Consider the following 12980-nt stretch of genomic DNA (forward strand, 5'->3'; position numbering starts at 1 on the left):
TCCCGCCAGTTAGTAAACTTATAACCATCAATTACGGCAGAGGCCCCCTTGCCCGCCGGCAGTTTATCCCGCCAAAAGGCCGCCGTCTGCTCCTGATAGGTTTCCCGATTCCACTTCAAAAACTCCGGCCTATTCTGGCCGCCATCTGCCATCAAGGCATCAAATCGCATCAAATTGTCCATAACCAGGCAGTGATTATTCCTTGTATCTGAATCTATATCAGGATCTGCCACCGTTTCAAAAAAAGCCCACAAGCAACCATAAAGACTCTTGGCGCTAATGGCCCGTTTATGATTCCCCAGCTTTTCCCAAAAATCAGTAAAATGGGAATAAAACGCAAAGGCATTACCGTCAAAGAAGCTTTCTATCATATATTCGATTGATTTCAGGCAGCGTCCCGCATTATGATACAGCTCAAATACCTGCTCAAAGATATGCAGCCACCGAATCTGTCCATAATCCATCACATCGTTGGACAGGACCTCATATGGACCAATATCCATATATTTGTAATTATAGGCCGCCACCAGTTCCATCATGGCAGCGCCCTTCAAAAACTTTAAAAATCCCAGCTGCAGCATATCCGTGTGCAAGGCATATAGGTCGTTAAAGGACCGGCCAAAGGATGCCAGATCCTCTCCCGGCAGTCCGATAATCAAATCTGTATGAATATGCATATTGCCATTTTTCTGCAGGGCCTTAATATTGCGGCAGATATCCCCCCAATGGTTCACTCGGGATATACGCTTTAAAACCGCTGGATTGGTACTCTGAATGCCGATTTCCAGCTGTACCCGCCCTTTGGGCAAAGCCTGTAACAGCCCGATGGTCTCATCATCCAAATAGTCCACTGCCACCTCAAAATGAAAATTGGTACGGCAGCTGGCCGGCAAGTCCTTTATATACTGGATAATGGGCAAAAAATGCTCTTTTCGGGCATTAAAGGTCCTATCAACAAATTTAATCTGCCGTACATTGCATTCAACGAACAAATCCAGCTCCTGCCGGACTTCATCAAATGGTCGGAACCGTACTCCCGCCGTAGCACAGGACAGGCAATAGGCACAGGAAAAGGGACACCCACGGGATGTTTCGTAATAAAGGATTTTTTCCTTTATGTCCGCCAGTTCTTCCTTGATATAAGGAAAAGGCACCCTTAGACAGCGAGGTTCATCTGCATCAACAACTGTAACAGCTTCCCCTTCTGCCACAGAGCCATCAATCTGACGGTAGGCCAATCCCCGTATATCAGGCTCATTCAGCAATATTCTGTCCCCATTGATATCTTGGCGAACAACAATATGTTCCAGCAAGGCTTTTATGGTGTCTTCGGCCTCGCCCCGCACCACAAAGTCCACTGCCGGGTTATCCTGCATAAAGCTTTTGGTTTCGTAGGATACCTCCGGTCCACCGCAGATAATAATACACTGGGGCAATACCTGTCGCACCAGGGGAATTACCTTTTTGACCAGCTCTATATTCCAGATATAACAACTTATTCCCAATATATCCGGCTTATGCTCATATATTTCACTGAGAATATCCGGAATATAATTGTTGATGGTCAACTCCAAAATCTCCGACGGAATCTTTATTTCGGCCGCCGCCTGACGCAGGTAGCGAGTCGCCAGTGAGGTGTGGGAAAACTTGGCATTAAATGCCAGCCAAAGAATGTTTTTCATATTTTTACTCCAAATTTGCTTGTAGAAAATTTTCTACAACTAGGTTATAATAATAAGAGATTTTACGCTATAACCACTCACTGAACCTCATCCACCGCAAGCGGTCCCCCTTCCCCAAAAGGGAAGGCAAGTTCAATGGTTATACAAAAAAACTAAGAAGGAATGTGATTTATAATGATACCAGAAAAGTTTATGCAGATTGGTGCAGCTATTATGCAGGATCCGGTAATGCTCCAGAAGCTCAGTGAAGCCAAGAGCCCTCAGGAAGCTTATGAGATTGTTAAGGGTTTACTCGGTGGCATGACTGAAGAAGAGTTTATGTCCACTGCCGCTACGCTGGCTCCTTTAATCCCACCCGGACTTACTGACGAGCAGCTGGCAGCTATGCCGGCTGGCAACATCATCAAGGCTTTTCAGGGCTGGGTAAAGGATTTATCTCCAGTTAAATAAACAACAAATTGTGTCTATAACAAAAGGGATGTAAAACGCTTTACATCCCTTTTTTAATTGATTGCAACAACGCCCCTAAAGGGACTATGCCTTGCGTTGTCCTTGCAGGACCAGCTTCGCGTCGCGCCCTTTGAAGAGCAGATAAATACTTATTCCTTGCCCGTCCAGCAATATGTACAAATTTTATCCTTGTCGATACCAATGGCTTCCAGCGTCCCCTCCAGAGACTGGTAACCAAGGGAATCAAATTTAAACATTTCACAAATACGCTTCAACATACACTTGCCCCGTTCCGTTCTGGCATCGGCGTATTCATCAATATGCTTTTCTCCTTCACTGCCCTCCAAATCCTGGATAACTCGCCGAGCCAGCAGTTCGTTTTCCGATTTGCTGCTGGAGAAATTGAGATATTTGCAGCCGTACATAATCGGCGGACAGGCACTGCGCATATGCACTTCCTTGGCCCCACTCTTATAGAGGAAATCCACCGTTTCCCGCAGCTGGGTCCCCCGGACAATGGAATCATCCACAAAAAGCAATTTCTTGTCCTTTATCAGCTCCGGTACCGGAATCTGTTTCATCTTGGCCACCTGATTGCGAACTTTCTGATTGGTGGGCATAAAGGACCGGGACCAGGTTGGTGTATATTTGATAAACGGCCTGGCAAACTCCACTCCGCTTTCACTGGCATAGCCAATGGCATGTGGGACACCGGAATCCGGCACTCCGGCCACATAATCCAAATCAGGCAGAGTCCCCCGTTCCTTTTCCTCCCGGGCCATAATTTTGCCATTTTTGCACCGCATCATTTCCACATTTACTCCCTCATAACAGGAAGTAGGATAACCATAGTAGGTCCACAGGAAGGCACAGATTTTCATATCCTCACCCGCTGGAGAAATGGTTCCGATACCATTGGCATTCATCCGAACAATTTCCCGTGGCCCCAGCTCGTAGAACATTTCATAGCCCATCTTCTGGAAGGCAAAGCTTTCAAATGACACGCAATATCCATTGTCGCTCTTGCCGATAATAACCGGCAAACGCCCCATTTTATCCCTGGCAGCTATGATCTCACCTTGGGCTGTAAGGAGCAATATTGTTACCGAACCATCAATAACATCCTGAGCGTGGAGTATCCCCGATACTATATCATCCTTTTCGTTAATAAGCGCCGCCACCATCTCCGTGGAATTCACCTTACCGGCACTGGTAGCCATAAATTGGCGAGACCTATCCGAAAAATAGTTTTCCAAAAGGGCATCGGCATTATTTATAATCCCCACAGTGGTAATGGCATAAATCCCCAAATGGGAGCGCACCATCAATGGCTGCGGATCCGTATCACTGATACAGCCTATACCACTGGTACCGTTAAATTCCTCCAGCTCCTTTTCAAACTTGGTCCGAAAAGGGGTCTTGTCTATGGAATGGATTTGCCGCTGAAAGCCATTGGCCTGGTCATGAATTACCATACCACCGTATCTGGTTCCCAAATGTGAATGATAATCCAACCCGAAGAACAAATCTACCACGCAATCCTTGTTGGATACCACGCCAAAAAATCCACCCATTTAGTTTTCTCCTTCCAAAGCCCAAAAACTTACATCAATAAAAAATCTCAAAGCACTGAGGTACCGTTTCAATCCGCAACGGCAGCTCCGGTCCAATCTCACCGTCTATGTCACTGGTGAGTGGCTCGCTGCACTCCACCTCAAAGGAAGCCGCCTGGCGGTATATAACCTCCTTGCGCTGGGAAATGTCCTTCCCGGCCAGCAATTCGGTAGTCACCACCATCAGGTCTTTCATATTGCACTGCTTCATAATCAGCAAATCCATGACCCCATCCTGAACACTGGCCTGAACCGCCGCATTTTTAAAGCTGGCTACTACACTGGAATTTACCACCAAAAACAGAAAGGCCTTTTCGTGAAACACTTCCTTCTCAGTACGGACCGTAATGTCCAGAGCCCGAAAGCTCGGCAGGGTTTTCAGGCCATGTACATAATAGGCCAGCTTGCCGAAAGCATTTTTCAATCTGGTATCCACCTCGTGGGCAATTGAGGTTACCATACCGGCACTTACCACATTGATAAAATACTTGTCCTGCACCTTGCCCAAATCGATTTTTTTCGTCTTTCCTGCCGCTATACGGTCAAAATATTCCTCTGTATCCAGCTTCAGAAAGGTGGCAAAGTCATTGGAAGTACCTGTGCCGATTATTCCCATTGGGATATTCAGCTGTTCCTTCATAATGAGATTGACAATCTCATGAACCGTGCCATCTCCTCCGGCAGCAATAATGCCATCCGGTGCCGCTATTTTGATGAAATCCAGTAAATTTGCGTTTTCCGGTGTAGTCCGATATGGAATAACCATACAGCCACGACTTTGCAGCTTGAAAATAATTTCATCCAGTCGCTTTTTAAATACCGCTTTGCCGGAAACCGGATTATATACCAAAACGAGTTTCTTCATATGAACTCCCTCAATGTCAATTTATAGGCTTATCCTTGTAGACACCCAGCTTGTGCATTGCCTTGATACCAAACCGGCCAATCATCGGGATGCGGGCCATATCCTCTTCCATCATACCACCGATAACCAGCAGTACAGCCAAATATACAATACAGCCAAATAGGCAAGCACCAAAGGTAGCCAGTATGTTGCTGTCCAAGTAAGCCATGGTATAGTCGTAGAAATACCACACCGCTCCGGCCATTACCACAGCCGCCACCACGGTTTTCAAAAACTGTGGGATTTCCATACGATAGCCAATGTACTTGTAGATAAAGAACATATTGATAATGGCCGCCACACCCATATCAGCTGCAGTAGCCCAAGCAGCTCCCATAATGCCCAGCCATGGCTGGGCTACCAAGGTCCAGTTCAATACTACCTTGGCCACGGCTGCTACAATCATATTTATCATCGGAATGGATGGATACCCCAGGCCTTGCAGTATCGCCGTCGATACCTGATGAAGCCCCAGCAAAACAATACTTACCGACGAAACCATAATGGCCGGTCCGGCGGCTGGCGCATTGTAGATCAATGACGCAATCGGAGTGGCCAAAATCAGCACGATAATAAAGGCCGGGAAGCATACCGCATTGGAAATACGAATACCGGACGCAGTCTGACTGAATACCATCTTTTCATCCTGCAGGGCTCTGGCCTTGGAAATAGCCGGCACAAGACTTACAGCTAAGGATGCTGTCAAAATAGTGGCCAGATTGACCAATGGCACGGCCATACCCGTCAAATAACCGAACAACTCGGTAGCTTCATTAACACTATAACCGGCTACCTCCAACCGCTGCGGTACAATAGCCAGATCCAGGTTTGACACTACCGGCAGCATAATGCTGGCCGCCGATACCGGCAAAGACAGGGCAAAAATGCGTTTGATGATACCCCAATGGGAGGTCTGCTCCGCATCTGGCAGTGGCTGAATATTTCGGCCAAATTCGTTGATGATATCCTTTTCCAGCTTCCAATGGAAATAAACCAGCACAATAAGACCAGTTACCGCACCGGCAAAGGCCCCCAGACTGGCGCCCGCTGCCGCATAATCCAAGCCGTATGGTAAAAACAGGCTGGCAAACATAATCATGGTAACAACCCGGAAAATCTGCTCCACTATCTGAGATACAGCTGTCGGAGTCATTCGCTGCCACCCCTGCAAATAACCGCGGGAGCTGGCCAAAAGCGTAACGAAGAATATAGCTGGTGCCAAGGCCACAACTGACCAATAGGCCCGGGGATCCCGGATAAAGTGGAAATCAATAAGCCATTGGGCTCCTAAATAGGTCAAAACGGAGAAAAAGATACCTGTCACAAACATCAGCGACATAGATACCTTAAATACCCGTTTCGCCCCCCAAATATCCTTCAAGGCCACCCGTTCAGCGGTGATGATGGAAATAGCCACCGGTACACCGGCCGTAGACACACTTAAAGCGAAGAAATATATAGGAAACGCCATCTGGTAAAGGCCAATACCCTCACCGCCCAAGATACGGGACACGAAAATCCAGTTCAAGGAACCAATCACCTTGACTACTACACCGGCCACAGTGAGTATCAGGGTACCCTTCAGCAAGGATTCTCCCTTATCAGATTTGTTATTTTCTTTGGAAACTTCCTGAGTACTAATATTATCACACCCTTTTCAGGCTTATTGAAAAATAGTTGTATCCCCCTTTTTATTGTGCTTTAATAAAGGGGAAACCATTGTAAAATGAGACTTATTCAGTTGGAGCTTCAGACTCAAACTAAATGCGGTCAAATAAATCCCGGGCTTTAGGGTAGCCTTGGCACCCATCAGCGCCGGTAAAATCGTTTATGGCACAGTAAGCCATGCTAAAAAATTATATCACTTACAGTCCTAGACTGCAAGCACACAAGGAGTTCTGTAAATGGATATAAACATCATAGACTTTGATACCACCATTGGCAAAAAAAAGCCCCGGACCATTGCCGGGATACAAAATACTAACGATTGTCCCTTCTGTAATGTGGCTGATTTGGTGGATATCATCGATACCGACGGCAATATCATATTATTGAAGAACAAATACAATGTGATGGATCCATCCACTCAACTGGTGCTGATTGAAACCGATGTGTGCAAATCGGATATTCCTGATTATCCCCGCGAACAAATCCGCCGGGTGATGAATTTCGGCATCAGACATTGGATAGAGATGTTAAACTCAGGTCAGTACCGTTCGGTGATTTTTTTCAAAAACTATGGTCCTCTGTCCGGCGGTACCATCCAGCATCCACATATGCAGCTGGTAGGTTACCCGGATCTGGCCCCTGAGCTGATGTATGACCCTTCCGAGTTTGAGGGCATTACAATATATACAGCCAAAGGCGTTGAACTGAACACCTCCACCTCGCCCCGCATCGGTTTTTCGGAATACAATATTGTGCTTTCGGAGGAGGCCTACTCCTCCACTGATCTAAATGGTAAATGTGCCCTGCTGCCCAAAGAGGACAGTATCAATGTGCTGGCGGATTTGCTGCAGGAAACCATCGCCTTTATGAAAGACTTTTTCCGGCGTCCTAATTTCAGCTACAATATTTTCTTTTATAATGTTGACGGACAGCTGCGGGCCAAAATAATGCCCCGTTTTGCCACTCCCCCCATGTTTGTAGGCTATAATATCCGTCTTCGTCCTACTTCCATTCCGACCTTTGCTGAAAATTTAAAAGCACATCTTATAAAAAAAGGATTTAAATAGATAATACTTAAATAATATTTGCCTTCTCCAGTTGTGGGAAGGTATTTTTTTGCTCTCTCGCCCCTATGTCCCCTCCAAAAAATTTAATGTCCACGATTAGCACTATATATTTTTTAAATACATATACATTTTTGTCCCCACAATTTTAAATATTTATTCATCAAGCGCCAAAAATCTGCATAATTACTGTATTTGTAAATTTGCTTATTGTTTTAAACAACTTTACAAGTTTACACATATTTTTATAAAACATCTCTTTCATTTATTTTTTTAATGTGTTATAATAACGCTCGTATACTTACACTACGCTAACGAGTGTTAAAGTTTCCTTCTTTGAGTTGGGAGGTGAGCACCCGTATAGCTCAGGATTTATTCGACTAGATTCAGTGACCGCTTAAAGCTCCCACTGAATAAGTCCCATTTTACAAAAAAGGAGTTGTGATTATGGAATCACGAAAATCATTTGGTGGATCCTTTGGATTTGTTCTGGCAGCTGCTGGTTCGGCAGTAGGCCTTGGTAATATCTGGAGATTCCCTTATCTGGCTGCCAAGGATGGTGGCGGGTTGTTCCTGCTGGTTTATTTTGTTTTATTGTTGACCTTCGGTTTTGCTTTACTTACCACCGAGATTGCCATCGGCCGTAAGACAAAGCAAGGTCCGTTGACCGCTTATTCCCGCATCTGCAAAAAATGGAGATGGCTGGGGCTCCTGGCTTGCTTAATTCCTGCAATTATTATGCCTTATTACAGTGCTATCGGCGGCTGGGTTATCAAGTATTTCCTGGCATTTACCACCGGAAGCTATGTGGAAGCAGCTCAGGATGGATATTTTGTCGGCTTTATTACCGCCCAGCATGAACCACTGGTGTATATGTTCCTGTTTTTGATGGCGTGCACCGCAATCATTCTTTTGGGTGTTAACAAGGGTATTGAGGCTTCTTCCAAGATTATTATGCCAGCCCTTATCATATTGATTATTGCCATTGCAATTTATTCCCTTACCATTACCCACACCGATGCCAATGGTGTTACCAGAACCGGTATGGATGGTTTGGCTATTTATCTAATTCCGAATTTTGAAGGGCTGACCTTCAGCACCTTTATGTCAGTGCTGGTAGACGCTATGGGCCAGCTGTTCTTCTCTTTGTCAGTAGCTATGGGTATTATGGTAGCCTATGGTTCCTATGTCAGCGACAAAGCTGATGCTGTTTCTTCCGTAAACCGCATCGAGTTCTTTGATACCCTGGTATCCTTCCTGGCTGGTCTGTTAATTATCCCAGCTGTATTCACCTTTATGGGCAACGAGGGTTTGTCCGCCTCCGGCCCGGGCCTGATGTTCATTTCCTTGCCAAAGGTATTTGAAAGCATGGGTACCGCCGGTATTATCGTTGGTATTATGTTCTTCCTGATGGTTCTCTTCGCTGCAGTAACCAGTGCCGTATCCATCATGGAAGCGGTCGTTTCCAGCTTTATGGACTACTTCCATATCACCCGTGTAAAGGCTGCTTTGGCTGAATTTGCCATCGCTTTGGTATTTGGTACTATCGTATGCCTTGGCTACAATGTACTCTACTTTGAACTGCCATTGCCAACCGGCAGCACCGGTCAGGTTCTGGATGTGATGGATTACATTTCCAACAGCATCTTTATGCCAATCATTTCCATCGGCACCTGCATTATGATTGGTTGGGTTGTTGGACCAGATGTTATTATTCAGGAAATGGAAAAGAATGGTGAGAATTTCAGCCGCAAGTACATTTACATTGCAATGATGAAGTTCATTGCTCCTGTATTGCTGATTATCCTCTTCCTGAAGTCCTCCGGAATGATTTCATTCTAAGCAAATATATACTAATGACCAAAAGAGCTGTCTGTAGCAGATGGCTCTTTTTTAATGCAACAAAATACCCTGCCTCTTGTATACAAGGCAGGGTAAACAATTATGCTGCTATATCCAAATGAGCTCCCCGAAGCTTTATAGCATCGGTTCGTTTCAGCCCCTTCTGATATGGATTATCTTCGTTATAATACTTAATCTGAGTATTAGTCACACCACCGGAAATGTACGACCGGCCACATTCCGGACAGATACCCACCTTCAGCTGAACAGTAGCCCTCTCCACATGGCCGTTACCGTTCTTGGCTTTATTATACGCATTGGCCACATGCTCATGCTCGTGGCTCAATACCACCGCCGCCGCATTTTCAGGGGCGATATGCCCTGGTGCTTTAAATGACACCATTTCATCAGACCCATCCTGATATTTGCGGGTTTTACAGGTTTTACACTCGGCCGGAGAAGACTTTCTTCCAGGCTTAATCTGATGGTCTGGCCCCAAGCCCTTGCCATCAGTCAGCTTCCGTCCGTTGACCATTGTGGCATTTTCATCTTCGTTACGGCTTTGATGACCTTGGTTGCCGGCTACCCCATAGCCCTGAGTGCCACTCATTGCATATCCTTGCGCAACACCCTGACCATATCCTTGCGAGCCACCCATTGCCCCTGGGGTACCGGTCATTCCATATCCGTAGCCCGTATTACCGCCTATACCGCCAATACTCACCACCAGCACCTCCTTGCCCGTTTTCGCCTACTTCCTTGTAAGCTATCAAAAATACAAAACCCCTCATAACATTATACCGTTATAAGGGATTTTTTGCAATATTCAAACAATTTGGCATATTATTTTTGCGTTGCCCATCAACTCTTCAATAAAGGCTAAACATACAAATGACAGGCGATAATATGGCCGTTTATCACTTTGGTCTTCGGCTTTTCAGCCCAACACCGGTCACTGGCCGATGGACATCGTCCGGCAAAAGGACACCCCGTCCCCACATTTTGTGACACTTCCCCTTTTATCAAAGCAATATCCGCCCGCACATCCGGATCCGGTACAGGAATAGCCGCCAACAAAGTTTTTGTGTACGGATGCATTGGATTGTTGTACAAATCCTCCGCCTTAGCCAGTTCCATTATGCTGCCCTTATACATCACTGCCACCCGATGGCTGATATATTTTACCATAGCCAAATCGTGGGCAATAAACAGATAGGTAAGCCCCAGCTCTTTTTGCAGCCGACTCATCAAATTTACAACCTGAGCCTGAATAGACACATCCAGTGCAGAAATCGGCTCATCACAAATAATCACATCCGGATTAACTGCCAAGGCCCGGGCAATGCCAATCCGCTGTCGCTGGCCACCGCTAAATTCATGGGGAAACCGGTTGGCCTGTTCCTTGCTTAGCCCCACCATATCCAGCAAGTCATACACCCGCTGTTTTTTCGCCCCGGCCTCCTTATATACCCCATTGATTTCCATCGGTTCAGCAATAATTTCGCCCACGGTCATCCGTGGATTGAGACAGGCATAGGGATCCTGAAAAATCATCTGTATCCGCTTGTCCGGCCCATTGGCCACATCCAGCTCCTTACCGTGCAAAAAAACCTGGCCGGCTGTTGGACGATAAAGCCCCATGATGGTCCGGCCAGCAGTGGTTTTTCCACAGCCGGACTCCCCCACCAGCCCCAGAGTTTCACCGGGAAATATGTCAAAAGACACGCCGTTTAAGGCATAATTATACTCCTTGGCTCTACCCCAAAAATCCTTTTTCACAGCAAAGCGCTTGGCTAGATTTCTTACCGACAGCAAAGGCTGCATTTCCTTATCCATCACACAGCCTCCTTTGATCTATTCTTTGCCAGCAGCCAGCATTCCGCCTTGTGGCTGTCGCTGACTGATTGTTCAACCGGTTTGGTATCAGTACATACCCTCATGGCACAACCACATCTTGAAACAAAGCTGCACCCCGTTATATCGTACAGCAGGTCCGGGGGCTGACCATCAATAACCGGCAACTCCTCATCCAGGCTCATATCCATCCGTGGCAAGGAATTTAACAGTCCCTTGGTATACGGATGCTGCGGATTATGGAAAATTTCGGCCACGGTGCCCTGCTCCACAATGCGCCCGGCGTACATCACATTTACCCGGTCACAAATCCGGGCGATGACCCCCAAATCATGGGACACCAAAACAATGGACATCTTCATATCATGCCGCAGCTCATTCAAAAGCGCCAAAATCTGCGCCTGAATAGTTACATCCAGGGCCGTGGTTGGCTCATCTGCAAACAAGAGTCTAGGATTGCCCATCAAGGCCATGGCAATCATCACCCGCTGGCGCATACCACCGCTGAATTGATGGGGATAATCCTTCATTCGCTCCTTTGGATTGGCAATTCCCACCCGTTCCAACAGAGCCACTGCCTTTTCATAGGCCTCCTGTCCGGTTAATCCCTTTACCCCTTCCGTCATCTGCTGGCCAATGGTCAACACCGGGTTCAATGATGTCATCGGATCCTGAAAAATCATGGATATGGCTGACCCACGGATATTTTCCATGGCTTCCTCCGACAGCGTCGTTATATCGTTGTTCATAAAGGAAATACTTCCACCACTGATAAAGGAATTCTCCTTGGGCAACAACCCCATAACCGCATGGGCAGTGACACTTTTCCCGCAACCGGACTCGCCCACTATGCCCACGATTTCCCCTTCATCAACGCCGAAGGTAACCCCCCGAACGGCTTTTATATCCCCCCGATAGGTATGAAAACCTACGGACAAATCTTTTACTGAAAGTATACTGGTACTCATAAGTCTCCATCTCCTATCGCCGCAGCTTTGGATCCAAAGCATCCCTCAGCCCATCACTGAAAAAATTAAAGGCCAGCATGGTCAAGCTGATGGCCATGGCCGGGAAAAACAGCTGCAGCGGAAACGCTCGTATAGAGTTGATGCCATCCGAACAAAGTACGCCCCAGCTGGCCATAGGCGCCGACACCCCCAGACCGATAAAGCTCAAAAAAGCTTCAGTAAAAATAGCATCCGGAATGGACAAACTCAAGGAAACGATGATTACTCCCATAGAATTAGGAATAAGATGCTTAAAGAGAATCCTTCCTGAACCTGCCCCCATGCTTTTAGCTGCCATAACGAATTCCTGCTCCTTGATTTTCAGCACCTCTCCCCGCACAATACGGGCCATCTGCAACCAGTAGCTGATACCAAGGGCGATAAATATATTCATTAACCCGGGCTTAAATACCACCATAAGAAGGATGACATACAGCAGGGTAGGCACACTATATAGGATATCCACAATATTCATCATTATCCGGTCAGTACGGCCTCCCACAAAACCGGAAATACCACCGTAAATCACTCCGATAAACAGATTTATCAGGCTGGCCACCACACCAATAGACAATGAAATTCTGGCACCATACAGCACCCGGATAAACATGTCCCGACCCAAATTGTCCGTACCAAAAAAATGCTCCATAGAGGGCCCCAGATTGGTCTGGCTAAAATCCTGATCTCCGTAAGAAATACCGGAAAACATCGGAACAAATATGGCCGCCAGCATTAGAAACGCTATAAACAGCATGCCCGCCATCGCAGTTTTATCCTTTTTCAGGCGCAACCAGGCATCCTGCCAATAGCCGGTAGCCGGTCCAGCGGTTTCCGATTGGTCAGCAGTGACAGTCCGGTTTAGTGGTGTAAAATCATATTTCATATCCATAATCCGT

11 protein-coding genes are annotated in these 12980 nt (G+C 46.5%); 3 read left to right on the forward strand and 8 right to left on the reverse strand.

Features of this window, described 5'->3' with window-relative positions; genetic code table 11:
- Positions 1–1682 (reverse strand): B12-binding domain-containing radical SAM protein (locus QZV24_RS06925; protein ID WP_294522036.1); only part of this gene is annotated, 1682 nt, incomplete at its 3' end.
- A gap of 174 nt (positions 1683–1856) precedes the next feature.
- Here QZV24_RS06925 and QZV24_RS06930 point away from each other — a divergent pair.
- A complete protein-coding gene (locus QZV24_RS06930) occupies positions 1857–2132 on the forward strand; it encodes a hypothetical protein (RefSeq protein ID WP_294522040.1) in 276 nt (91 codons plus the stop codon).
- Positions 2133–2281: 149 nt separating this feature from the next.
- Here the strand turns inward: QZV24_RS06930 and QZV24_RS06935 are convergent, their stop codons facing one another.
- The 3 genes from QZV24_RS06935 to QZV24_RS06945 are packed head-to-tail and all read right to left on the reverse strand — an operon-like array spanning position 2282 to position 6237.
- Positions 2282–3706 (reverse strand): amidophosphoribosyltransferase, encoded by a 1425-nt coding sequence (locus tag QZV24_RS06935; RefSeq protein ID WP_294522041.1) that lies wholly within the window; start codon positions 3704–3706, stop codon positions 2282–2284.
- A gap of 34 nt (positions 3707–3740) precedes the next feature.
- On the reverse strand, positions 3741–4610 hold the full coding sequence (locus QZV24_RS06940; protein WP_294522043.1) for a YegS/Rv2252/BmrU family lipid kinase: 870 nt from the start codon (positions 4608–4610) through the stop codon (positions 3741–3743).
- Between the two features lie 16 nt (positions 4611–4626).
- Positions 4627–6237: a polysaccharide biosynthesis protein gene (locus tag QZV24_RS06945; RefSeq protein ID WP_294522046.1), complete on the reverse strand. Its 1611-nt coding sequence runs from the start codon at positions 6235–6237 to the stop codon at positions 4627–4629.
- 316 nt (positions 6238–6553) lie between these two features.
- Between QZV24_RS06945 and QZV24_RS06950 the strand changes: the two genes are divergently transcribed.
- Positions 6554–7384 carry a DUF4931 domain-containing protein gene (locus tag QZV24_RS06950; RefSeq protein ID WP_294522050.1) on the forward strand — a complete coding sequence of 277 codons (831 nt, stop codon included), beginning with the start codon at positions 6554–6556 and terminating at the stop codon, positions 7382–7384.
- 444 nt (positions 7385–7828) lie between these two features.
- Complete coding sequence (locus tag QZV24_RS06955) at positions 7829–9223, forward strand: sodium-dependent transporter (protein ID WP_294522053.1); 1395 nt, start codon at positions 7829–7831, stop codon at positions 9221–9223.
- Positions 9224–9323: 100 nt separating this feature from the next.
- On the opposite strand, the gene QZV24_RS06960 is transcribed toward QZV24_RS06955, so the two are convergent.
- From QZV24_RS06960 to QZV24_RS06975, 4 genes are all read right to left on the reverse strand, one after another.
- The gene (locus tag QZV24_RS06960; protein ID WP_294522057.1) at positions 9324–9947 is read right to left on the reverse strand and encodes a hypothetical protein; all 624 of its coding nucleotides are present in this window, start codon (positions 9945–9947) and stop codon (positions 9324–9326) included.
- Positions 9948–10102: 155 nt separating this feature from the next.
- Positions 10103–11059, reverse strand: coding sequence for an ABC transporter ATP-binding protein (locus tag QZV24_RS06965; protein WP_294522060.1), 957 nt, complete (start codon positions 11057–11059; stop codon positions 10103–10105).
- Positions 11059–12045 carry an ABC transporter ATP-binding protein gene (locus QZV24_RS06970; protein ID WP_294522063.1) on the reverse strand — a complete coding sequence of 329 codons (987 nt, stop codon included), beginning with the start codon at positions 12043–12045 and terminating at the stop codon, positions 11059–11061. The genes QZV24_RS06965 and QZV24_RS06970 overlap by 1 nt, the downstream gene beginning before the upstream one ends.
- A gap of 13 nt (positions 12046–12058) precedes the next feature.
- The gene (locus QZV24_RS06975) at positions 12059–12967 is read right to left on the reverse strand and encodes an ABC transporter permease (RefSeq protein WP_294522113.1); all 909 of its coding nucleotides are present in this window, start codon (positions 12965–12967) and stop codon (positions 12059–12061) included.
- Between the last annotated feature and the right edge of the window lie 13 nt (positions 12968–12980).

Origin of the sequence: uncultured Anaerovibrio sp. (genome assembly GCA_902786545.1) — a bacterium.
Classification (GTDB): Bacteria; Bacillota; Negativicutes; order Selenomonadales; family Selenomonadaceae; genus Anaerovibrio.